Annotated in this window: 19 protein-coding genes and 2 tRNA genes; 5 read left to right on the top strand and 16 right to left on the bottom strand. The window is 37.7% G+C overall.

The window, feature by feature from the left end; all coding sequences use genetic code 11:
• Positions 1-38: 38 nt before the first annotated feature.
• The 3 genes from MoGM_RS09695 to MoGM_RS09705 all read left to right on the top strand — a co-directional run bounded on the left by MoGM_RS09695 (position 39) and on the right by MoGM_RS09705 (position 4337).
• The gene (locus MoGM_RS09695) at positions 39-1280 is read left to right on the top strand and encodes a tetratricopeptide repeat protein (RefSeq protein WP_104369879.1); all 1242 of its coding nucleotides are present in this window, start codon (positions 39-41) and stop codon (positions 1278-1280) included.
• A gap of 22 nt (positions 1281-1302) precedes the next feature.
• Positions 1303-2502 carry a hypothetical protein gene (locus MoGM_RS09700; protein WP_104369880.1) on the top strand — a complete coding sequence of 400 codons (1200 nt, stop codon included), beginning with the start codon at positions 1303-1305 and terminating at the stop codon, positions 2500-2502.
• A gap of 86 nt (positions 2503-2588) precedes the next feature.
• Positions 2589-4337, top strand: coding sequence for a phospho-sugar mutase (locus MoGM_RS09705; RefSeq protein ID WP_104369881.1), 1749 nt, complete (start codon positions 2589-2591; stop codon positions 4335-4337).
• Between the two features lie 185 nt (positions 4338-4522).
• Here the strand turns inward: MoGM_RS09705 and MoGM_RS09710 are convergent, their stop codons facing one another.
• From MoGM_RS09710 to MoGM_RS09730, 4 genes are all read right to left on the bottom strand, one after another.
• Entirely contained in the window at positions 4523-5239 is a 717-nt protein-coding gene (locus MoGM_RS09710; RefSeq protein WP_104369882.1) for a ThiF family adenylyltransferase, read from the bottom strand.
• Positions 5240-5300: 61 nt separating this feature from the next.
• A tRNA-Glu gene (locus MoGM_RS09715) sits at positions 5301-5372 on the bottom strand.
• A 24-nt stretch (positions 5373-5396) separates the two neighbouring features.
• Positions 5397-5484: transfer RNA gene (locus MoGM_RS09720), tRNA-Ser, on the bottom strand.
• Positions 5485-6031: 547 nt separating this feature from the next.
• On the bottom strand, positions 6032-7489 hold the full coding sequence (locus tag MoGM_RS09730; RefSeq protein WP_104369884.1) for an aminoacyl-histidine dipeptidase: 1458 nt from the start codon (positions 7487-7489) through the stop codon (positions 6032-6034).
• Positions 7490-7567: 78 nt separating this feature from the next.
• Between MoGM_RS09730 and MoGM_RS13385 the strand changes: the two genes are divergently transcribed.
• Together MoGM_RS13385 and MoGM_RS09740 are read left to right on the top strand one after the other, a co-directional pair.
• Positions 7568-7798, top strand: a complete 231-nt coding sequence (locus tag MoGM_RS13385; protein ID WP_104369885.1) for a hypothetical protein — start codon at positions 7568-7570, stop codon at positions 7796-7798.
• A gap of 6 nt (positions 7799-7804) precedes the next feature.
• Entirely contained in the window at positions 7805-8413 is a 609-nt protein-coding gene (locus MoGM_RS09740) for an OmpH family outer membrane protein (RefSeq protein WP_104369886.1), read from the top strand.
• A 167-nt stretch (positions 8414-8580) separates the two neighbouring features.
• Here the strand turns inward: MoGM_RS09740 and carB are convergent, their stop codons facing one another.
• The 12 genes from carB to purU all read right to left on the bottom strand — a co-directional run bounded on the left by carB (position 8581) and on the right by purU (position 23951).
• The gene (gene carB / locus MoGM_RS09745) at positions 8581-11802 is read right to left on the bottom strand and encodes a carbamoyl-phosphate synthase (glutamine-hydrolyzing) large subunit (RefSeq protein WP_104369887.1); all 3222 of its coding nucleotides are present in this window, start codon (positions 11800-11802) and stop codon (positions 8581-8583) included.
• Between the two features lie 1057 nt (positions 11803-12859).
• Positions 12860-14845, bottom strand: a complete 1986-nt coding sequence (locus MoGM_RS09750; RefSeq protein ID WP_371410526.1) for a fructose-1,6-bisphosphatase — start codon at positions 14843-14845, stop codon at positions 12860-12862.
• On the bottom strand, positions 14842-15936 hold the full coding sequence (locus tag MoGM_RS09755) for a glycosyltransferase (protein ID WP_104369888.1): 1095 nt from the start codon (positions 15934-15936) through the stop codon (positions 14842-14844). Before MoGM_RS09755 ends, MoGM_RS09750 begins: the two co-directional genes overlap by 4 nt.
• 3 nt (positions 15937-15939) lie before the next feature.
• A complete protein-coding gene (locus MoGM_RS09760; RefSeq protein WP_104369889.1) occupies positions 15940-17082 on the bottom strand; it encodes a glycosyltransferase in 1143 nt (380 codons plus the stop codon).
• Between the two features lie 17 nt (positions 17083-17099).
• Complete coding sequence (gene lysA / locus MoGM_RS09765; protein WP_199181783.1) at positions 17100-18260, bottom strand: diaminopimelate decarboxylase; 1161 nt, start codon at positions 18258-18260, stop codon at positions 17100-17102.
• 22 nt (positions 18261-18282) lie between these two features.
• Entirely contained in the window at positions 18283-19602 is a 1320-nt protein-coding gene (locus MoGM_RS09770) for an aspartate kinase (RefSeq protein ID WP_104369949.1), read from the bottom strand.
• A 29-nt stretch (positions 19603-19631) separates the two neighbouring features.
• Positions 19632-20396: a cell division ATP-binding protein FtsE gene (locus tag MoGM_RS09775; protein ID WP_104369890.1), complete on the bottom strand. Its 765-nt coding sequence runs from the start codon at positions 20394-20396 to the stop codon at positions 19632-19634.
• A 20-nt stretch (positions 20397-20416) separates the two neighbouring features.
• Positions 20417-21031, bottom strand: coding sequence for a bifunctional phosphoribosyl-AMP cyclohydrolase/phosphoribosyl-ATP diphosphatase HisIE (hisIE, locus tag MoGM_RS09780; RefSeq protein ID WP_104369891.1), 615 nt, complete (start codon positions 21029-21031; stop codon positions 20417-20419).
• A gap of 7 nt (positions 21032-21038) precedes the next feature.
• Positions 21039-21797: an imidazole glycerol phosphate synthase subunit HisF gene (gene hisF, locus MoGM_RS09785; RefSeq protein ID WP_104369892.1), complete on the bottom strand. Its 759-nt coding sequence runs from the start codon at positions 21795-21797 to the stop codon at positions 21039-21041.
• Entirely contained in the window at positions 21776-22501 is a 726-nt protein-coding gene (gene hisA / locus MoGM_RS09790) for a 1-(5-phosphoribosyl)-5-[(5-phosphoribosylamino)methylideneamino]imidazole-4-carboxamide isomerase (protein WP_104369893.1), read from the bottom strand. Before hisA ends, hisF begins: the two co-directional genes overlap by 22 nt.
• Positions 22498-23088, bottom strand: a complete 591-nt coding sequence (hisH, locus tag MoGM_RS09795; protein ID WP_104369894.1) for an imidazole glycerol phosphate synthase subunit HisH — start codon at positions 23086-23088, stop codon at positions 22498-22500. The genes hisA and hisH overlap by 4 nt, the downstream gene beginning before the upstream one ends.
• Positions 23088-23951: a formyltetrahydrofolate deformylase gene (gene purU, locus MoGM_RS09800; RefSeq protein ID WP_104369895.1), complete on the bottom strand. Its 864-nt coding sequence runs from the start codon at positions 23949-23951 to the stop codon at positions 23088-23090. The genes hisH and purU overlap by 1 nt, the downstream gene beginning before the upstream one ends.
• Positions 23952-24011: the final 60 nt, after the last annotated feature.

Below are 24011 nucleotides of genomic sequence, written 5' to 3' on the forward strand. Positions count from 1 at the left end.
AATGGTACAGACAAATGTTTAATTAAAACTATAAAACGATGAAAAAACTGATTATGATGGCAGTCACTGTTGCAGCGTCCGCCACAGCCTTTGCCCAAGACAATGTGGTAAAGGAAGCACAAAAGCTTTGTGACAAGGGAGAATTTGAAGAAGCACTGAAAATCATTACTCCCGCATTGACATCTGATGCCACAACCGATAAGGCTGCGGCATGGAATACACTTAACAATATTCATTATCAGAAGTTTGCGGGCATTCAGCAGAAGAAAGCTGAAAGCGAGATAAAGAAAGATAACACTCCATACGATACTCTTGGCATGCATAGAAGTATTATCGCTGCAATGGAGGCCGCTTTGAAATGTGATGAGTTTGACAGGCAACCAAACGAGAAGGGAAAAGTAAAAATACGTTTCAGAAAAGCCAATCAGGACAGATACCAAATGGGACGTCTGAATCTTATACAGGCAGGACTATTTGAGTATAACCACAAAAATCTTGACAATGCTCAAAAGGCATGGACTTTGTATATTGATAGTGCGGAGGATCCTATGTTTACGGATATTGATCTGACAAAAGATGAATATCGTGCAGAGATTGCATATTTTGCCGGTTTGGTATCTTATCAAAAGAAAGACTATGCAAGTGCAGTTAAATATGCCAAAATTGCGGCTCAGGACTCGGCGAAAGCAGCCGACGCCAATGAAATACTTTTATTCTCACAAAAAGAGAATTGCAAAACAAAGGAAGACTCTTTGGCTTATGTGGGAATATTGAAAGATCTTCATAAACAAAAGCCTAACGAAGATAAGTATTTCAATCTTTTGATGGAATATTATTCAGCTCCTGGACGTCAGGCTGAGCGCATGAAATGGCTGGAAGAAGAGATTACTGCCGATCCGAATAATAAAATGGCTTGGGCTTTGAAAGGTGAGGCCGAGATGAACAGTCAAAAATGGAATGAGGCCGTAGAATCATATAAGAAAGCCCTTGAGATAGACCCAAACTTCATCCAAGTGATATTCAACATCGGAGTATGTCTCAACTCTAAAGCCATAGAACTGAAAGATCAGTTAGCTGATAAGAAGACCGGTGGTCTTACGACAGCAAACCTGAATAAAGTGAAGGAGGTTCTGAATCAGGCGTTGACGTATATGGAAAAAGCCAAAGAACAGGATCCTTCACGTGAAAAAGTAAACTGGGCATATCCTTTGTACCAAATTTATTATTCATTGGGTAACAAGGAGAAATCAGCAGAAATGGAGAAACTGCTTGGCAACTAAAAAATAAACATATAACCATTAAATGAAGAAGCTGATATTATTAACGCTTCTCTTACTATTGATAACACCGTGCTTGAGAGCTCAACGAAAAGAGATGTCTCAAGCACGGTCTTATATAAAGAGTGGCAAGGAACTGGAAAAAGCGGAAAAAATGATGACCGAGCTTTTGGCCAAAGATTCTGTTTGTAGGACTAATCCTAAAATATATTTGCTTTTATATCAAGCACTGCAAAAGCAATACGAAGTCGGTAATGAAAAGCTTTATCTAAAACAGAAATATGATACGGCTGCCATATTCAATCTGACAAAGCGTATGTTCACAGTACTTGAAACGCTTGATTCCATCGATGCCATTCCTGATAAAAAAGGACGTGTAGTTTTGGAATATCGCCGTAAACACGCTTCGGAGTTAAACACATTGCGACCTAATCTTTTTTACGGCGGGACATATTATATAAGAAAAACAGATTATAAAACTGCTTTTGATTTCTTTTCCACATACATAGAATGTGACCGAAAACCATTGTTTTCAGGTTATGACTATCAGGATAACGATAAGCGTATGACAGATGCGGCATATTGGGCCACATATTGCGGATTTAAAATGAATAATCCCGAAAAAACACTTATGTACGCAGATACGGCATTACATAATATATCCAAGAAAAAATATACCTTACGGTTTATTGCCGAAGCATATAAAGCTGAAAAAAAAGACGCACAGTATGTGCAAGTATTACGGACCGGATTTAAGGAATATCCAGAATACCCGTATTTCTTGTCACGATTGATGGATTATTACACAAATGCGGATAGTCTGAATGAGGCTTTACTCCTGGCGGACAAGGCTCTGGCTGTTGATAGTGACAACGAATTGTTTATGCTGGCAAAGTCTACTGTATTACTTAATATTGGTAAATATGACGATTGCATATCGTTAAGTGATTCGCTAATACAAAAAAATGACACACTTCCTGAGCCGTATTTTAATGCCGGTACGGCTTATCTGAATAAAATATTGATTTTAGAAAGGGATAAACAAACTTCAAAGAACAAGAAACAAATTAAGAATTTATACAAAAAGGCAAGACCATATTTAGAGAAATATCGTGAATATGCGCCTGACAATAAAGACAAGTGGGGACATGCGTTATATCGTATTTATTTAAATCTCAATATGGGAAAGCAATTCGATGAAATAGATAAAATACTAAAAAATTAAAAAATAAGCCTCATTGGCAATTCTACTTTAAAGTAAAAACGTTATCTTTGTAAAATGATAATATTTGATTTTTAACTTATAAAATTATGGAAAATAACACACAACTTATTTCACAATGTACGGAAAAAGCACAGCAATGGCTAACCCCGGCTTTTGACCAAGAGACACAAGCTTCTGTTCGTAGGATGCTGGAGAATGAGGATAAAACCGATTTGATAGAATGTTTCTATAAAGAGTTAGAGTTTGGAACTGGAGGATTACGCGGCATTATGGGAGCCGGCAGTAATCGCATGAATATATATACTGTCGGTATGGCAACACAAGGTTTTGCCAATTATCTGAAGAAAAACTTTGCGGATCGTTCGGATATATCTGTCGTTGTATGTCATGACTGCCGCAATAATAGTCGCCAGTTTGCAGAAACAGTCGCAGATATATTCTCGGCAAATGGAATAAAAGTTTATCTTTTCGATGATATGCGTCCGACACCGGAATGTTCATTTGCCATAAGACACCTAAAATGCCAAGCTGGAGTTAATGTTACCGCAAGTCATAATCCACGCGAGTATAATGGATATAAAGCGTATTGGGAAGATGGGGCGCAGGTATTGGCACCACATGATACCGGCATCATAGATGAAGTCAATAAAGTTACCATTGATGATGTTAAGTTTTCCGGAAATAAAGAGTTGATTCAGATTATCGGTGAGGATATTGACAAGATATATTTGGAGCGCATAAAGGAGATTTGCATCGATCCTGAAGTTATAAAACGCCAAAAGGATCTCAAAATAGTCTATACTCCATTACATGGTACTGGAATGACAATGATACCTCGTTCGTTAAAGTTATGGGGATTTGAAAATATTCATTGCGTGGAAGAGCAGATGGTGAAAAGTGGTGACTTCCCCACTGTTGTATCTCCAAATCCAGAGAATGGTGAAGCTCTTACATTTGCATTGCGCGATGCCAAGGCAATGGATGCAGACGTTGTTATGGCAAGTGATCCGGATGCAGACCGTGTTGGTATGGCATGCAAGAATGATAAGGGAGAGTGGATTCTAATAAATGGAAACCAAACATGTTTACTGTTCCTTTATTATATAATCACCAATAGAAAGGCTACCGGTAAGATGAGAGATGGTGATTTCATCGTAAAAACAATTGTTACCACAGAGGTTATCCGCGAGATTGCTGAAAAACAAAATATAGAAATGCGTGATTGCTATACTGGTTTTAAATGGATAGCCCGTGAAATCGCCATATCTGAGGGTAAACAGCAATACATTGGCGGTGGAGAAGAAAGTTATGGTTTCCTGGCACAAGACTTTGTCCGTGATAAAGATGCAGTTTCAGCATGTTCATTACTTGCCGAGATTTGCGCTTACGCTAAAGATAAAGGTAAGACTTTGTATGATATCTTGATGGATATATATGCCGAATATGGTTTCTCCAAAGAGTTTACAATTAATGTAGTGAAACCTGGTAAGAGCGGAGCTGATGAGATTAAACAAATGATGACTGACTTCCGCAATGAACCTCCAAAGGAGATAGGTGGCAGTAAGGTCATTGTATGTAAAGACTACCAGACTTTAGAACAGACAAATGCAAATGGCACAAAGACAAAACTTGATATGCCAACAACAAGTAATGTGCTTCAATGGTTCTGTGAAGACGGCACAAAAATAAGTGTGCGCCCTTCAGGAACAGAGCCGAAGATAAAGTTCTATATAGAGATAAAAGATAATAGTATGAAGTGTTCTGGATGTTACGACAGATGCTGTAGTGCAGCAGAAAATAAAATCAATGCGATAAAGAGTTCATTAAAACTCTGATTGTTTTATTACCATAAATAAAATAGCATGACAAACAAAGCTTGTCATGCTATTTTTAATTTGCTTGAGGATGCTCATTTTTAATATAAATGCAATTATCCATATATAAGTTCATCGCATTTATTTGATGTTTAATGGCTCTATATGATTATGTCCTGCAATAAAAATGCAATTTAAATATCTACTCATAATAAATTAGTGCAATGTATTATATCTTTAATGACCTCACCTCCAATTATAAGACCTGCAACACCTGGCACAAAAGAATTACTTGCCGGCATTAGTTCTGTGGATTGACACGATGTCATGTTTGGGACTTCTTCGCTATACACGACTTTTAGATGTTCCACACCTAATTTACGAAGTCTCTTTCTGACTGCTTTTGCAAGCGGATCTATTTTAGTCTTACTTATGTCTGACACTTTGAATGCCGTAGCGTCAAGTTTATTTCCAGCCCCCATACTGCTTATTATAGGAATATTCTGTTTATTACAGCGTACGACCAATTCAACCTTGGCAACAACTGTATCTATACAATCCACCACATAATCATACTTGGATAAATCTATTTGATCTGCATTGGACGGCAAATAGAATACCTTGTATGTCTTCACAATACAATCCGGATTTATATCCTCAATCCTTTTCTTCGCCACATCCACTTTGTACTGTCCGATAGTACTTGTCAGGGCATATATCTGTCTGTTTATGTTAGTGGCAGAAACACTATCACTATCAAATATATCAATATATCCTATACCGCTTCGTGCTATCACTTCCGCTGCATATCCGCCAACTCCGCCAACTCCGAATATGGCTACTTTGCTATTATATAATCTCTCCATTGCTTGTTTACCAAGAAGAGCTTCTGTTCTATTAAACCGTTCCTTGACACTATCCATGTTTCCTATTCAATTGTAAAAAGTAAAAAGAGTCTCAAGAATACCTTGAAACTCTTTTTTGTAGTGGATAGGGGAATCGAACCCCTATGCCAAGATTGAGAATCTTGTATCCTAACCATTAGATGAATCCACCATTAAATTTACAGTCTATTCTCCGCGGAAGCTGGGGGATTCGAACCCCCGGTACGATGAACTCGTACGGCAGTTTAGCAAACTGCTGGTTTCAGCCACTCACCCAAACTTCCTTTCCGGATTTAATTACCGTAGCATTTTCTCTCAAATGCGGTGCAAAGGTAGGCATTTTATTTGATACATGCAAATTTTAAATGAACATTTTTCCGGAAACCATGTATTTTTCATTATTTTGCATAATGATATCAATTCAGTTAGATTATTTCTTTGAGATTTTCTTTATAGCACTCAATTACATTTGAGTGAAACAACGCCTGTAATTTTATTATCCAAATAGTAACTGTCTGAATATTTTTGCCCGTCTAATTTATATTCAACGCGGATAATTTTCAGATAACCGTCCATATTGGTCGATGAATATGTAATATCATGACTGTATCTATCAGATTGTTTCAGTACATTCCGCATTATATACACCAATGAGTCTGTAATATATGTGGTTGAATCAATATCATGAAACACAATATTGGAAGGTTTCTTACCGTCCAACATGTTTCTCTCCATAAAACCTTTCACTACCGATTCTGCTTTATGTTGTTGTCCGCATGATAAAACGGACAACAACATAACAACAATAAACATGTGATACAATAATCTCATTTACTTCAAAGGAATGCTTTTAAGTATTTCTATCAGATGATTCCACACTTTCTGTACCGATGGTATGTAAAGCCTTTCCTCCGGTGTGTGCACATAGCGCAGGGTAGGACCGAATGAAACCATATCAAGATGTGGATACCTTTCAGAGAAAAGTCCGCACTCCAATCCGGCATGAATGCCTTTTACTATTGGCTCATTACCAAATAAATTCTTATATGTATCTACAGCAATTTTCGTTAGTTCGCTGTTTGGATTCATCTTCCATGCCGGATACCCGTCATTTTGCACTACTTTTGCTCCCGCTAATTCAAATATTGCTTTTACTGTATTGCATTGATTTTCAAGATTACTCATAACATTGCTTCGCTGTGATGAAACGACAGTCATTTTGCTATCCTCTGTCACAACACTTGCGACATTACTTGATGTCTCGACCATATAGGACAATGCTTCATCCTGGCACATTGCAAAAACCCCATTATCCACACCTTGCAATGCACGTATAATGTTATCCGAAATAATCTTGGGGAGAATCTTTTGGGCTTCGACGCTCTCCATATTGAAGATCATCTCTGTATCGGATACATGAAACTCATCTTCAACATCGCTTGTAAATATATTCCAATCCACACGCACTTTCTCTTTTACATCACTGGGGATAGCTATTATAAACTTACCATCTCTTGGAATTGCATTGTGCATTTTTCCCGAATTAAACTCAGCCAGACGAATATCATACTTTTCCAGCTCATTATATAAGAAACGGCCGAGAACCTTTATCGCATTAGCTCTTTTTTTATCTATATCATCACCTGAATGTCCTCCTGTAAGCCCCTTTATAGAACCTTGTATGAAAAAGTAATTGTCAGGCGCATTTTCTTTTGTAAATTCAAATGTGGCTGTTGTGCTTCTTCCACCAGCGCATGAAACAAAAAACTGTCCTTCATCCTCACTGTCAAGGTTTATAAGCATGTCGCCATTCATGAAACCAGCCTGCATTCCGCTTGCACCGGTAAGTTGTGTTTCTTCATCACGGGTAAAAACACATTCTATCGGGCCATGTTCTATATCATCGGCATCCAATACCGCAAGTTCGATGGCTACTCCAATACCGTCATCGGCACCAAGAGTCGTACCTTCAGCCTTAAGCCAATCACCGTCAATGTATGTCTTTATGGGGTCCTTGTCAAAATCAAATTCTACATCCACAAGCTTGTCACATACCATATCCATGTGGCTTTGAAGAATAACAGTCTTACGATTTTCATATCCGGGAGTTGCGGATTTCTTTATAATCACATTACCAGTTGCATCCACTTTCGTTTCCAAGTCACGGCTTTCTCCCCAGTTTTTAAGATATTCAATCATCTTTTCCTCGCGCTTTGATGGGCGCGGAATATTGTTTATATGGGCAAATTGCTCAAAAACACCAATCGGCTTTAAGTCACTTTTATTCATTATTTTTTCTTTTTTATTACTGTTTTAATTAATAATTGATTAATTTACATTATCTTTGTAACCGCAAAGTTACGGATTATGATTGAGATTATACTATTGAGCACGTTAATTATTGCTATATCAATGGCATTTTTGTGTGTGAAATTATTTTTCCGTAGAGATGGTAAATTCTCATCGCAGCATATCCATGATAATCCCGGGATGAAAGAGCGAGGAATCCATTGTGTAATGGATCAGGACCGTGAGGCACGCACCATATCATCCCGATCTATCAAGGTAAAGAAGAATAGAGAACGATTAAAAAATTAAGATAAGATGAACAAGAAAAACATTTTCCATGCATTATCAGTGGTGGCAGTAGCCGGTTTGACACTCACCGCATGCGACAAGTCTGCTCCCAAGATGGATGAACAGCCCGCCAAAACTTCAACATCAGTCACGGGTGAAATGAAAATCGCATACGTTGAGGTTGATTCTTTGATGTCTCAGTACAAGTTCTGCAAAGATTTTACAGCCATTTTGCAGAAGAAGAGTAATAACGCTCGCAATACTTTAAACCAAAAAGGCCAAAAATTGCAAGCTGCAGCAGCAAACTTCCAGCAGAAATTAAATAATAACGGTTTTACCAGCCGCGAACAGGCTGCGAGTGTTCAGGCTGCATTACAGCGTCAGCAAGAAGATTTGCAAGAACTGCAAAACCGTCTTGGTTCGGAATTAGACTCAGAGACCGCAAAGTACAATGCCGCATTACGTGACTCGTTGCAAAATTTCCTGAAAGTTTATAACAAAACCAAGAAATATGATTTGATTTTGTCAAAAGCCGGTGACAACATATTGCTTGCAGACAAGAAGCTTGATATCACGGCAGATGTTATTAACGGATTGAACAAGAGATACAAACCTGCAAAAACAGATAAAAAATGAATTTGTATGGCAATAAATATTATTAACTCTTGAATTAATAAGCAATATAATAATTAAATGCGGTGATTTCAAATTTTGAAATCACCGCATTTAATTATTACACGCAAAAAACTAAAATAAGTAGCCGCATTTGGAAATAAATGCGGCTACTTACATATCAATACATATTACATATTATACTCCTGCCAACTCTTAATCTTTATATCCTGTTGCTTTATTGCGCAGAATGCCTCAATAAAGGCTTTGGCCAGTCTCACATTCGTCATCAACGGAATATTATGATCAATTGCACCACGGCGAATGCGGTATCCGTTTGTTAACTCACGTCTTGTCTGATTCTTGGGAACATTTATTATCAGGTCAAACTTATGCTCGGCAATCATGTCCATCACATTATTTTCGCTATTCTCATCTGGCCATCCGACTGTTATCACTGGCACTTCGTTTTCTTTCAAGAATTTGGCTGTCCCGGCTGTGGCGTAGACCTCAAATCCTTTCTTTGCCAACTGGCGTGCCGGTTCAAGCAATGCTACTTTACCCTTTACTCCTCCAGAAGACATGAGAATACGTTTTTCAGGAATACGGTATCCTGTGGCTATCAAAGCATTGAGAAGTGCCTCATTCATATCGTCCCCGATACATCCCACCTCTCCGGTTGAAGACATATCCACACCAAGCACCGGATCGGCGTTTTGTAAACGAGCAAAAGAGAATTGTGAAGCTTTCACACCTATTCTGTCAATGTCAAACTCACTCTTGTCAGGTTTGTTATATGGAGTGTCTAACATTATCTTTGTTGCCGTCTCTATAAAATTACGCTTCAGTATCTTGCTGACGAACGGGAAGGAACGGGAGGCACGTAGATTACACTCAATAACCTTTATTTCGCGGTTCTTTGCAAGAAACTGAATGTTGAACGGTCCGCTGATATTAAGTTCTTCCGCTATCTTACAGGCTGTTTTCTTAATTTGCCTGATAGTCGAGAAATAGATATTCTGGGCCGGGAATACCATTGTAGCGTCACCAGAGTGAACACCAGCATACTCAACATGCTCAGAAATGGCATATTCAACGATTTGACCTTTGTCGGCAACGGCATCAAACTCAATCTCTTTCGTATCCTGCATGAACTGAGATACGACAACCGGATACTCCTTATTAACCTCTGTTGCCATCTTTAAGAAACGCTCAAGTTCTTCCGAACTGTGGCATACGTTCATTGCTGCGCCTGACAATACATAAGAAGGACGTACCAAAACCGGGAAACCGACTTTGTCCACAAATTCCTTAATATCATCAAATGAAGTAAGTGCACGCCATGCGGGCTGGTCTATTCCGAGTTTGTCGAGCATTGCCGAAAACTTATCACGATTTTCCGCCCTGTCTATGTCGATTGGTGAAGTACCGAGCACCGGCACACCGCGGCGGTGTAATTTCATAGCCAGATTATTGGGGATCTGTCCTCCAACACTTACAATTACACCTTTCGGCTCTTCGAGATCTATCACGTCCAGCACGCGTTCGAGTGACAACTCATCGAAATACAACCTGTCGCACATGTCATAATCGGTAGACACGGTTTCTGGGTTATAATTTATCATGATAGATTTGTAGCCGAGTTTGCGTGCGGTCTCAATCGCATTCACCGAGCACCAATCAAACTCAACGGAAGATCCAATCCGATAAGCACCGGAACCAAGTACTACCACCGACTTCTCATTCTTGTAATAATCAATGTCATGACCATCGGTGGCGTATGTGAAATAGAGATAGTTGGTCAGTTCTGGGTGCTCGCTGGCAACGGTATTTATGCGTTTGACGGCAGGTAGGATTCCCTTTTGCTTACGATGACGACGTACTTCGAGATTTTCTTTTTCCATGCTGCCTGTAGTCGATTTCAATACAAAACGCGCAATCTGAAAATCGGAGAATCCGGCAACTTTCACATCCTTAAGCAAAGCATCTGGCAACTCATCCAACGAGTTGTATTCCTGTAATTTATGCTTAAGGTCAACAATGTTTTTTAAACGGATAAGGAACCAAGAGTCTATTTTTGTGAGTTCTTCTATGCGCTCTATGCTGTAACCCTCTTCCAAAGCCTGAGCGATGGCGAATATACGCAAATCTGTGGGATTAGCCAATTCTTCATCAAGGTTTTCAAATCTCGTGTGGTCGTTACCCACAAAGCCGTGCATACCTTGACCAATCATTCTTAAGCCCTTTTGTATCATCTCTTCAAACGAGCGTCCGATAGACATTATTTCTCCGACAGACTTCATCGACGAACCTATAAGGCGGCTTACACCGGCAAACTTAGTCAAATCCCACCTCGGAATCTTGCAAATCATATAGTCAAGCTGTGGGGCGGTATAGGCAGAATTGGGTGTACCCATCTCTCCAATTTGATCAAGCGTATAACCAAGAGCTATCTTGGCGGCTACAAAAGCCAGCGGATAACCGGTAGCTTTCGATGCCAATGCCGATGAACGGCTAAGACGTGCATTAACCTCTATTATTCTATAATCGTTTGTCTCAGCATTGAAAGCAAACTGTATATTGCACTCTCCTACGATACCAAGGTGACGCACGCAGCGAATGGAAATGTCTTGAAGCATTTTCACCTGTTCGTCTGTAAGGGAACAAGTGGGAGCCACGACGATCGATTCGCCTGTATGTATTCCAAGCGGATCGAAATTCTCCATTGACGCAACCGTGAAACAGTGGTCATTGGCATCGCGTATAACCTCAAACTCTATTTCTTTCCAGCCTTTAAGCGACTCTTCTACCAAAACCTGTGGGGCGAAAGTAAATGCGCTTCCTGCCAGTTCTTTGAATACATCCTCGTCTTTGCATATTCCCGAACCGAGTCCGCCAAGCGCATAAGCGGAGCGGATCATAACCGGATAGCCAATTTTACGTGCTGCGGCAAGAGCGTCGTCCATGTTTTCAACAGCCTCGCTTATCGGGGTTTTCAATTCTATCTCATCAAGTTTTTTTACGAACAAATCCCTGTCTTCCGTATACATAATGGCATCTACGGATGTCCCCAAAACCTCTACGCCATATTCTTTAAGAATGCCGTTTGTATATAATTCAGTTCCACAGTTTAGGGCGGTCTGTCCTCCGAATGCAAGAAGAATACCGTCCGGACGCTCTTTCTTTATAATCTCCGTGACAAAATAAGGAGTCACAGGTTGAAAATAAACCTTGTCCGCAATACCCTCCGATGTCTGTATTGTGGCGATATTAGGATTGACAAGCACAGACGAAATCCCCTCTTCACGCAATGCTTTCAATGCCTGCGAACCTGAATAATCGAATTCGCCTGCTTGTCCGATTTTTAAGGCACCTGAACCGAGCACAAGCACCTTCTCTAATTTTTTCTTCATATCTTTGGTTGTTTCAATAAATTGTCAGCTAATTAATATCCATGCCCTGCCGCTTGATACAGGAAGATGTCCCAAATCCATATTATTATTTCTATTTAACATCATGATTCCATTCTGCCATATCCATTAATAACATAAATTCAATACCTATTTTCATAAAATATTTCGTGATGCAAAGATACGAATTTTATTTTTTTTCTTTCATAAATGGTTATGCTTTTTAAATACTTATGTATGCGATTGCTTAAAATTCATATCACCAAGTTTTGTAATCGATAGGATATGAGATTGCATTTTATCACTTTGCAATACATGTGTTTTGTTTTGCTTTTTAACAGTACTTTTGTAAATATAATATCATCGATTATACTTCTGTCAATTTATGGATACCAACTATAAAAAGAATAATTATCAATGGTTTTTACTATAAAAAAATGGCAGAAGTATATTGTAATATACAGATTTTCCAATTATATCTTATAACAGAAACCGTTATCCTGCATTGGGATACTCGTTGTCATTCATTCGGTATCTAATTGGCGTCCGTTTAGATACTAAACGCACTGCAATAAGTATCCCAATACAACGCAACGAGGCTCCCAATGCAGAGCAAAGAGAGCCTCGTTTTTTTGATAATTATAAAATATAGTTACATACCTATGGGTACCGTGTTATATATAGAATTCATGACATAGTTAGAGCATTCATGTTCGGACACCATCAGATATAAAGAGCATTGACAATGCTTTTTCTGCAATATCATTTTTTATGGCTGAAAATATGATTTTATCATCACTATATCTGCATGTCGTTTTGTAAATATTTATCATATTTTTCTTTATTTAAATGTGTATTCCTAAAATCAAAGTTACTACAAAATTTATATAAATGCAAGTTTTATTACGATACACTTTGATATACAATCAATGAATTGGAGTACCTTTTACTTTAATATCTTGTTTTTGTTTATATAATTATCGTTGAGAGCATTTCCACAAATAAATAAAAGCGAGCCTAAATGATTTATCGTCTATAAAATATCATTTAGGCTCGTGTATTATCTCTTTTCTTTGATTATTCCGTGCCTGTAGGCATATAACAACTTTTTTAGATCGGAAATCTGTGCCCGCAGCTCGGCTCCTTTATCCGTATCGGCCACCAGCATGCGGTGTGCTGACATTTCGACAATCTGTGTCGTACTCTTTATATCCGTACCTCGTTTTATAGAATCTGCGGCAGATGTAAAAGGCTCGTGCTGTACTAATTGAAAGCCACGGCTGTGATATACCAATGTATATCCGGCTATGCCGGTCTCTTTATGATATGCTTCACTAAATCCTCCATCAATGACCATGAGCTTTCCATTTGCCTTGATCGGATTTTCGCCTTTCGAGGCATGTACCGGAACATGTCCGTTGATTATATGACGGTTAGGCCCTTCCACTCCGAATGCATCAAGGATACGGTCGCACACTGTTTCATCATCACGCAACTTAAAATAATTGCCTTTTTCCTCATGGTATGTCTCTTTATCTTTGAGGAAATAACGCTCGAATGTTGCCATCTTGGACTTATCGAATAGCGGACTGTCTTTACCACACCATAAATACAGGAAATAATCTATCGCATACTTCCGCACATTTCCATCGGTGTCATTTTCAAAGGCGGCACGTATCATCATTCCTATTTTCTGCATTAGCTCAAGACCGCTGTATTTCTTACCTGTATACAGTTCAACTTCCCTTAATGTTCCGTCATCATTTAAAGGTACCGAAGCATGAAACAAAAGATTACTGTTATATATGGCATACATACATCCGTGCCCTAACAATATACGTATGTGTTTCCGAAGTTTCTCACTTACGACAAACGAATGACAAAGACGCTGCATAAGCAAAACTTCTTCCTGTGTCAGTTCATTGGGATTTTCCGGGTTGATTGTTGGAAAATGATTGTTGCACATCTCATATTCCTTCCCGTCTATTTTGCATATACCTCTCTCATAATCGACATGTTCAAACAGGCATCTGTCTTGCATGTTCCATTCCGGTCTGCGCTTGAATATGCCGGCCTCCTCCTTAAACTGAATCACACTTATGGCTTTATGCATCTTCGCTGTTAGCCTCATTGTCTTTTCATCCATATTACGACCCTTCAACAATTTGGGCATAAACTCGTCACAAGGATCATCACCATAAACATCCATGGCAAACGTGGCAAGAGGAACGAGATTTATTCCATACCCCTCCTCAAGGGTAGACAAATTGGCATACCGCAGGGATAAACGGAGCACGTTGCATATACACGCCGGATTTCCCGCACAAGCACCCATCCACAGAATATCGTGATTTCCCCACTGTATATCCCAACTGTGATAATGACGCATGGTATCCATTATTATATGAGCACCCGGACCACGGTCGTAAATATCTCCAAGAATATGTAATTGGTCTATTGCAAGACGTTGTATGACTCCGCATAATGCAATTATGAAATCATCGGCTCTGCCTGTTGTAACGATTGTATCAACAATGACATTCACATAGGCTGCCTTGTCTGTGTCTCCTGTACTTTCATGAAGCAATTCCTCGATTATATAACTGAAATCTTCCGGTAGCGATTTTCTTACTTTCGAGCGTGTATATTTACTGCTCACATCAAGGCATATCTTGACAAGGTTATGTATCGTTATGTGATACCAATCGTCTATATCCGGCTCTGATGATTTTATCAATTCCAGTTTTTCCTCCGGATAATATATCAAAGTACACAAGTCTTTCTTCTCTATTTCCCGCATATTACCGGCAAACAACTCATTTACTTTACGTTTTATGTTGCCGGAAGCGTTTTTAAGCACATGTTGAAAGGCTTCATTCTCTCCATGAATATCCGCAAGGAAATGTTCAGTTCCTTTTGGAAGATTAGATATAGCTTCAAGATTTATTATTTCTGTACTGGCATCTGCTATTGTTGGAAATGATTGCGACAGCAGACTTAGATAGCGCATATCGGTGTCCATATCATTATGATTGATTGATGTCATATTTCCAAATGTTTTGTTATAATTCTCTTTATTTTTCTTGTTGCTCGGTCGTTTATACTTGTCACTGGCATAAAACCGACATCAAGACAAGTAAAGTCGGCTGCGACCTGCATCAGCCGACCGGCAAACTCTGACAATTCTTCTTCCCTAAGATACCTTTCTATTTTATCATCTTGTACTATTGCTGTCCGAAGAAAGGACGATAGTTCCAATACATTGCTTAGTGTCAGTTTTTTATGTGATATTCTCTCGTGTGCAGCTTTAATAACTGTCACGAATTCCATATTGGCATCAGAGTTTCTTTTACTTGATAACGGCCTTGATTTATGGTGCTTCTCTGGGAGATAGAATGATACTGATGAAAAATCAATATCAGGTATTATGAACTGCAAAATAGTGGCACCTTTCATTACTGTACTGAGTATTTCTTCCTGATATGAATATAAAAGTAATCTGAACCAATCATTTTGACCGATTCCTTTTACTATATTGTATTCTTTATCACTTATCCATTTCTCGTCCAATGCTTGCCCGGCTTTAATCAATACGGAAAGAGCTGTTATTGTTTTGTCATCCATAAGTTTTAAAACATCACTATTCAGAACCTTATTATATACAGCAAATACCTGACAACCGGCATCTACAGTCGTTATGGTTTCGGTGATAAGCGGGTTGCGCACAGTCTCTATACGATTATTCCATCCGTAATTCTTAATGCAATTAGCTTCCATACTCCCCATTGCAATTATGGAATAAGCTTTTTTCAAAATCTTTCTCTGATAAAGAAACAGTTTTGGATATTTTTCACGCCAATAGTTTTGACGCATTATCCATGGCTCTAACTGTCCATGAGGAGTAAATACATATCGTATGTTTCGTGCGTCGGCATGTATCAATGCCATGAATGTAGTGAATTCCCAGCACCCATGCAGGTGTATTATATCCGGCTTCCATTGCTTGATACTCTTCTTGAGTTCCGACAGGTCGGTACTTTTCCTGCTATCCACATATTCGGCCATGACGTTTAATAACATGTCTACATATCTAGCAATCATGTCATCTTTGCCAGGATAAAAATGCAATATTCTCATTAATTATTTGCGTATAAAATCATTTTTATCGGAAGTTGCATATTTTATCATGAGTTTCATATTACTCCATAATAAACCTATTTCCATGACAACAATTTTTGCAGCGGATATACTTTCACCCAAAAAAGCACATGCTCTCTTGGCTATAATGAAGCGCATACAGACTGTTATAAAAAAACAGCAGATGGCGGCTATCATAAAAACAATGTCTTCAACAAACACAGAGTAGGCAAGAACTGATATTTGACCAATATAGTTCAAATGCAACACCAGCATATCAATGTTAAAACGGGCACGATAGGAGTGGCTTCTATTGAGATGTTTTCTCGTTTCCATATAACAAAGGCGTGTGTTTGTCCATGTCTTCTTAGACGGAGTATCTTGCAGCATGAAAGAATCTTCTGAAGTGACAACAGCGGTCCGATCCGATTGTGCATATTCATTCACGATGAAGTCATATTCACCACGTAAATATTTCAAGTTCTTCAAAAAACCGTTTTTCTTCATAAAATCACTCTTGCGTATAGCCAGATTTGCTCCGCAATGCCTGTAAGCCATGCCATTCAATGCCTTGCGGAATGTGTACCATGAAGAAATCATTCGTTCGAAACGATAAAAAGACTTGGTGTTTTCATCAAACTGAGTATATCCCATGACGATGTTATTCTCATTATTACAAAAATGCGAGAATGCTTTCAGCCATTTGTCGCTATACGGACGACAGTCTGCATCAGAAAATATAATCCATTCATTATGTGCGGCTTTAACACCAACAGTCAAAGCTAATTTCCTGCGACTTAAATACTTACTTGATGTGGGTATGAATGTTGTATATAGATTTTTATATTCCTTTTTCAATAATTTTAAAACATTATTTGTATCATCAGTCGATGATTCGTCAACCACAATAACCTCATATCCGGGTTCATAAACCTGGGAAAGGAAATATGGCAGATTTTTTTGTAAATCTGACGCACTATCATGCGCTGAAATTACAATAGAGAATTTAGGCAATGCCATATCATCATCATTATCAGAAAATATTGAATGCGGCAACCTGCGAAAAAAAACATTACATAATGAAGATATAATAGCCATCAATAACAGACCGCTACAGATAGCTATTTGAAGAATATCAATCTCCATGACAATATATATTTTAATTAAAAATCACAACTTAAATAGCCTTTTGGAATACTACGGCAATTATACTGTGAGGCCATTATTTCTCCATAAGCCCCAGCAGACTTTATCGCAATTAAATCATTACGCATAGTTTTATTCAATAATATATCTTTTCCAAAAACATCACTAGACTCACAAATAGGACCGACAACATCATAAAGTTCTTTTGAACCGCCCCCAGATATATTCTCGATTTTATGGTATGCATGATATAGCGCCGGCCGAATTAAGTCCGTCATGCCAGCATCAACTATTAAAAATTGCTTGTTCGTACCTTTCTTTATATACAATGTTTTTGTTATCAATGTTCCACATTGCCCAACAACAGCACGTCCCAATTCAAAATGCACCCTCTTATTTGAACCTATATTCAAATAAGTTGAATATGTATCAAAATATGCTTTAAAATCTGGTATGCAATTTTCTTCCGGGTTATCATAATCAATGCCAAGACCTCCTCCGACGTTTATGTCAGAAATTATAATTCCGGCTTTTTCAAAACAACTTATTATTTCATTTATGCGTTCACATAGTGATTTAAAAACAGACATATCCTGTATCTGAGATCCTATATGAAAATGTAATCCAATAAATTCAATACAATCCATTTTCATTGCGGATTTCACCACATCATTCATGTCAGTCAAAGATATACCGAATTTATTTTCTGCAAGTCCCGTGGTTATGTTTGCATGTGTATGGGCATCAACATCGGGATTTATTCTTAAAGCCACGCGAGCCACAGTGTTTTTTTTATTGGCAAGCATGTTTATCACTTCTAATTCAGCCATACTCTCAACATTAAAGCAATAAATACCTTTGTCTAATGCCAAGTTGATTTCCCAATCGCTTTTACCAACTCCGGCAAAAACTATTTTAGACGGCTCAAATCCTGTCTGACAAGCAATGCTTATTTCCCCTCCACTTACACAGTCTGCCCCCAATCCAGCATTACTGATTATTCTCAGCAATGCTGGATTAGCATTGGCTTTTATTGCATAGTGAACAATGAAATTATTATGTTTATTTATTTCATCGTTAATAATCCCCAATGTATTTTTCAATAAGTCAACATCATAATAATATAATGGTGTTTGTAAAGATTGAAACCTATCAATAGGATATGTTTTTCTCATCATCAATATATTTGTATGTTATTCCTTATTTGCCGAACAATGTCTTACTAAGACTTTGTAATGCTCGTTTTTTGTCTTCTTCCCTTATTAAAAACGAAATATTGTAATTCGAGCCACCATAAGAAATCATTCTTACCGGAATATTCTTCATTGCTTCTGCCGCTATGGTCTCAAATCCGACATTGCTCCAATCTAAATCACCAACAACACAGATAATGCACATATTGGTATCGACAGTGACGGTTCCGTATTTTTTAAGTTCATCAACAATTTCTGTTAGATGAGAAGAATTATCTATACTCATGGACACTCCGACCTCAGATGTACAAACCATGTCTATCGGGGTCTGATAACTCTCAAATATTTCAAATACCTTACGAAGGAAACCTGTTGCCAATAACATTCTACTGCTTTTTACTTTTATAGCAGTGATATTATCTTTTGCCGCAACAGCTTTAATCTTACCATATTCAGTCATATTACTTATTGTCGTACCTTCGGCTTCGGGAGCCATGGTATTAAGCAATCGTACAGGTATTCCCGCATATTTTGCTGGCTGGATACATGTTGGATGCAATATTTTGGCACCAAAATAGGCCAATTCCGCCGCTTCTTCAAAATGGAGTTGGTGAACAGGCTCTGTTCCTTCTACAATTCGCGGATCATTATTATGCATTCCGTCTATATCTGTCCATATCTGAATTTCATCAGCACAAATGGCTGCTCCGATTAAAGATGCTGTATAATCACTGCCACCTCGTTGTAGGTTGTCGATCTCATCATAAGCATTACGGCAAATAAAACCCTGTGTAATATATACCTGCCCATCACATTCTTTTTCCAGAATAATACTTAAGTTCTTCTTTATATAAGCGAGATCTGGTTCTCCATTTTTATCTGTGCGCATGAAGTCCAATGCAGAAATCAATTTTACATTAAAGCCTTTTTCTTTCATGTAGTTAGCGACCATATTGGTGCTGATAATCTCTCCTTGGGCAACAATGACCTTTTCTTCAAAACTGGTGAACAATTCTTTTGTAAATGTTCGGATGAAGTTGAATTCTTCTTTAAGGAAACTTCTGGTTATATCCTGCCATTCTTTTGTTTCATAAAGCTCATTTATATGAGCCATGTATTTATTTTCAAGTTTGTTTATTACCTCATTAGCTCCTTCCGGATTTTTCTTATATAAATAATCAGATATCTCAACAAGTGAATTTGTTGTGCCTGACATTGCTGATAAAACGACAAAAACGGGTTCATTATAAGAAACCACAAGGTTTGTTACTTCCTTCATTCTGCTTGGGCTTCCAACCGATGTTCCCCCAAATTTCATTACTTTCATATCTCTTTTATATTCGTTATTAATCATTATTATATAGATAAATCCTCACGAGTTCCATAATCTCCGATTAAGGAACAAGGGTCGCTCGTATCGTTTTCTTCTATTGCGGATATTTTATTATAATCATTAGTTACTTCTTCCAAAATGCCATCAATACATCGATATACAACCCCAGGATATTTATCCAATAAAGGCATATTATGAGTGCTCATAATAACAGATGTCCCTGTTTGGGATATTTGCCGAAGTAACGCTATTATATTTTCTGCTGTGACAGGATCCAAATTGCCGGTTGGCTCATCTGCTATTATCAACTTTGGCTTATTCAATATCGCACGCGCAATAGCTATTCGCTGTTGTTCTCCTCCGGAAAGCTCATGTGGAAGTTTATCTGCTTTACCCTGCATTTCCACATCAATCAAAACATCCTCTATGCGCTTATTTATTTCTTCTTTATTTTTCCATCCTGTCGCCTTTAATACAAATCTAAGATTTTGATATATGGTCCGATCATACAGCAATTGGAAATCTTGGAATATTACTCCCATTTGACGACGCAAGGCTGGTATGTATTTTTGTTTTAACTTACATAAATCATGATTTAAGACTATTGCATTTTCAGCTTCATCTATGTTTAACTCAAAATACAAGGATTTTAACAATGAGCTTTTACCGGAACCTACACGTCCTATTATATATATAAATTCACCTTCATCAACATGAAAGCAAATATTTTTAAGCACAGGAGTTTCCGATTGCTGATATATATTTACATTCTTATAATCTATCAACATATTGTATCACATTATGTTATTTAATGTTTATGCCAATTAGGATCGTGTCGAGTCTGAAGTTCCTTAGCTAAATCCTCGATGCGTAATCCTTTACTAGTTAATAAAACAATTAAATGATATAACATATCCGAACCCTCATAGATAAGTCTATCATCTGTTCCATTCACAGCCTCAATGACCATTTCCAGTGCTTCTTCACCCACTTTTTGAGCCATCCTGTTCAGTCCTTCCTTAAAGAGTGAAGTCGTATAACTTCCTTCTGGCATTTCTTTATACCGCTTTTCTATAAAATCCTGAATAAAAGATAGAAACATAATTGGCTGGTATTCATTACTCTCGCTCCAGCAAGTATCAGTTCCTTTATGGCAAACGGGACCTTGTGGATGAACTTTTATAAGTAATGCGTCATTATCACAATCAATATTGATACTGACAAGCTTTAGATAATTACCGGATGTTTCTCCTTTCACCCATAGTTTCTGCCTGCTGCGACTAAAAAAAGTGACAAAACCGGTATCAATGGTTTGATTATAAGCATCTTCATTCATATAACCAAGCATTAACACCTTGCTTGTTACGGCATCTTGTATTATTGCAGGGATTAGTCCCGACATCTTTTCAAAATCAATTTTCATTTTTAAATTATATACGTATATTTATACCTTCATGAATTAAATACTCTTTCAAATCTCTTATCTTAATCTCTCCAAGATGAAAAACACTTGCAGCCAAAGCAGCATCCGCATGTCCGTCTATGAATACATCCTTAAAATCCTTTTTACATCCGGCACCTCCACTTGCTATTATGGGGATAGATAGTTTATTTGCAAGTTTATTTATTGCTTCATTCGCATAGCCTTTTTTAACACCATCATGATCCATGCTGGTAAACAATATTTCTCCCGCACCTCTTTCTTGTGCTTCATATGCCCACTCAAACAAATCACGTTCTGTTCGTTCACGACCTCCTTTTAAATAACAGAACCATCCATCCGAATCAAGTCGCGCATCAATTGCACAAACACAGACTTGACTCCCTTTGCTTTTTGCTATGTCATCTATTAAGTCTGGATTGCGAAGCGCCGCACTATTTATACTAACCTTATCCGCTCCTGCATCTAGTAGCCTTTCAACATCTGCCAATTCATTTATGCCTCCTCCTACTGTAAAAGGGATATTCAGTTCTTTTGCAACACGGGATACCAATTCAGTAAAGGTTTTACGCCCTTCGTAGCTGGCTGTAATATCCAAATAGACCAATTCATCCGCACCTGCTTTACAATAAGCCTTGCCCAACTCTGTCGGATCACCGATATCACGTAATCCTACAAAATTTACGCCTTTTACAGTTATGCCATTTTTGACATCCAAGCAAGGTATTATTCTTTTTGCAAGTCCCATAATTCACTTAATTTAATTTTTCCTTCATAAAAGGATTTACCAAAAACCACAGCCGGAATATTCTCTTTTTCCAAATCCAGTATATCATCAATACAGGACACACCACCACTGGCAATTAAATTCAAATCAGGAAATTTACTCATAATGTCTTTATACAGTGATATTGCAGGACCTGTCAATGTTCCGTCTTTGGATATATCCGTACACAGAACATTTTTGACACCAAGATTTATATAATGCTCAAGAAAGGCCAATAGATCTATATCGGAATCCTTCTCCCAACCGTTTATTGCAATTTTTCCATTCCGAACATCGGCTCCTAAAATTATTCTATTTGCTCCATATTTAGACAACCAATCTTCAAATATACTATTATTGGTAACAGCAATTGAACCAACCGTTACCATTGATGCGCCATTATCAAAAGCATTCTTGATATCATCGTCAGTCTTGATTCCACCACCAAAATCAATTATAAGGTTGGTGTTGTCTGTTATATCTTTTAATACTTTAATATTTACAATGTGTCTGGCTTTGGCTCCATCCAAGTCAACAATATGTAGTCTTTTACATCCACAATCCTCAAAACATTTTGCCATATAAACAGGGTCATCACAGTAAACGGTTTTAGTACTATAATTACCTTTTGTCAATCTGACACATTTCCCATCTATTATATCTATTGCAGGAATGAGTTGTATCATAATTTCAAAAAATTTTGTAGAATAACGTCACCTATATCACCACTTTTTTCCGGATGGAACTGGGTCGCATAAAAATTTCCTTTCTGTAATGCCGCACTGAAAGGTTGAATATAATTCGCTTCAGCTATTGTCGCATCACAAATCGGTACATAATAACTATGTACAAAATATACATATTCATTATTCTCTACTCCATCAAATAGCTTCCCTTTCAAATCATATATTGAATTCCAACCAATAGCCGGTACTTTTTCTGCATGTCGCATTGGTAAAAAACGCTTTACGTCTGCGTCTATAATCCCCAAACACTCTGTATCATTCTCTTCTGAATGACGACACATCAACTGTTGTCCAATACATATGCCCAAGACCGGTTGTTTAAGTCCGGATACCACATTGTCTAAATTATATTTTCGTAAATATTCCATTGCGGTCTTAGCTTCTCCCTGTCCCGGTAATATAACCTTATCCGCACAGCATATTCTTTCCACATCATCTGTCACATATGGAGTAATTCCCAATCGCATTAACGCATTGACAACAGAATATATATTACCGGCATTATATTTTACAACGACAACATCCATTAGTTGAATATTATGGTTTTATTATGATATGTGAGTATTTTTCTCTCTATATGTTTTGTTACTGCACGCGATAAAACTATTTTTTCAAGATCCCGTCCTTTCAATACAAGAGTCTCTGGGGTATCTTTATGACTGATGCGTACCACATCTTGTTCTATTATAGGCCCGGCATCCAATTCATCTGTAACATAATGACTGGTTGCACCTATTATTTTTACACCGCGCTCCCATGCCTGATGATATGGTTTCGCTCCAATAAATGCAGGTAAAAAAGAATGATGTATGTTTATGATATGATTCGGGTAAGCCTTTATCATTTCATTACTTATTATTTGCATATAGCGGGCCAATACTATAAAGCTCACTTTTTCTTTTTTCAACAGTTCCATTTCTTCCTTTTCCACCTCTGCTTTATTGGAATGGTCCTTATTTATAGACCAAACATAATAAGGAATTTCAAACTGCTCTGCAATATATCTTAAATCCTCATGATTACTTATTATACAAGGTATATCGACATTCCATTCACCTGCCTTATATCTTGCAAGCAAATCATAAAGGCAATGGCTCATTTTACTGACAAAAATAGCCATACGAGGACGGACATCATTAAAATACAAACTGCATTCCATCTGATATCTTTGCGCATAGAGTGTATCTATGTATTCCTTGATTTTTTCTCTTGGAATAATAAATCTATTCAATTCCCATTCTATACGCATGAAGAAGAAGCCATCCTGTCTGTCTACATACTGATCCAAATACACAATATTACCTTGATTATCTGTTATGAATTTTGTTATCTCAGATATAATTCCCGATTGATCCGGACAATGTAAAAGTAATATTGCAGTTGGTTTCATCCTTTTTGCTTTAATTTATTATTTATTTAATTGACAAAATTACAAAAAAGCAATGGAATA

The sequence above is a fragment of the Prevotella sp. MGM1 genome, from assembly GCF_002933775.1.
Lineage (GTDB): Bacteria > Bacteroidota > Bacteroidia > Bacteroidales > Bacteroidaceae > Prevotella.

Excerpts from the sequence above, each read along its gene's own strand:
- MoGM_RS09695 (WP_104369879.1), top strand. The coding sequence starts at position 39 with ATGAAAAAACTGATTATGATGGCAGTCACTGTTGCAGCGTCCGCCACA.
- MoGM_RS09700 (WP_104369880.1), top strand. The coding sequence starts at position 1,303 with ATGAAGAAGCTGATATTATTAACGCTTCTCTTACTATTGATAACACCG.
- MoGM_RS09705 (WP_104369881.1), top strand. The coding sequence starts at position 2,589 with ATGGAAAATAACACACAACTTATTTCACAATGTACGGAAAAAGCACAG.
- MoGM_RS09710 (WP_104369882.1), bottom strand. The coding sequence starts at position 5,239 with ATGGATAGTGTCAAGGAACGGTTTAATAGAACAGAAGCTCTTCTTGGT.
- MoGM_RS09730 (WP_104369884.1), bottom strand. The coding sequence starts at position 7,489 with ATGAATAAAAGTGACTTAAAGCCGATTGGTGTTTTTGAGCAATTTGCC.
- MoGM_RS13385 (WP_104369885.1), top strand. The coding sequence starts at position 7,568 with ATGATTGAGATTATACTATTGAGCACGTTAATTATTGCTATATCAATG.
- MoGM_RS09740 (WP_104369886.1), top strand. The coding sequence starts at position 7,805 with ATGAACAAGAAAAACATTTTCCATGCATTATCAGTGGTGGCAGTAGCC.
- carB (WP_104369887.1), bottom strand. The coding sequence starts at position 11,802 with ATGAAGAAAAAATTAGAGAAGGTGCTTGTGCTCGGTTCAGGTGCCTTA.
- MoGM_RS09750 (WP_371410526.1), bottom strand. The coding sequence starts at position 14,845 with ATGACATCAATCAATCATAATGATATGGACACCGATATGCGCTATCTA.
- MoGM_RS09755 (WP_104369888.1), bottom strand. The coding sequence starts at position 15,936 with ATGAGAATATTGCATTTTTATCCTGGCAAAGATGACATGATTGCTAGA.
- MoGM_RS09760 (WP_104369889.1), bottom strand. The coding sequence starts at position 17,082 with ATGGAGATTGATATTCTTCAAATAGCTATCTGTAGCGGTCTGTTATTG.
- lysA (WP_199181783.1), bottom strand. The coding sequence starts at position 18,260 with ATGATGAGAAAAACATATCCTATTGATAGGTTTCAATCTTTACAAACA.
- MoGM_RS09770 (WP_104369949.1), bottom strand. The coding sequence starts at position 19,602 with ATGAAAGTAATGAAATTTGGGGGAACATCGGTTGGAAGCCCAAGCAGA.
- MoGM_RS09775 (WP_104369890.1), bottom strand. The coding sequence starts at position 20,396 with ATGTTGATAGATTATAAGAATGTAAATATATATCAGCAATCGGAAACT.
- hisIE (WP_104369891.1), bottom strand. The coding sequence starts at position 21,031 with ATGAAAATTGATTTTGAAAAGATGTCGGGACTAATCCCTGCAATAATA.
- hisF (WP_104369892.1), bottom strand. The coding sequence starts at position 21,797 with ATGGGACTTGCAAAAAGAATAATACCTTGCTTGGATGTCAAAAATGGC.
- hisA (WP_104369893.1), bottom strand. The coding sequence starts at position 22,501 with ATGATACAACTCATTCCTGCAATAGATATAATAGATGGGAAATGTGTC.
- hisH (WP_104369894.1), bottom strand. The coding sequence starts at position 23,088 with ATGGATGTTGTCGTTGTAAAATATAATGCCGGTAATATATATTCTGTT.
- purU (WP_104369895.1), bottom strand. The coding sequence starts at position 23,951 with ATGAAACCAACTGCAATATTACTTTTACATTGTCCGGATCAATCGGGA.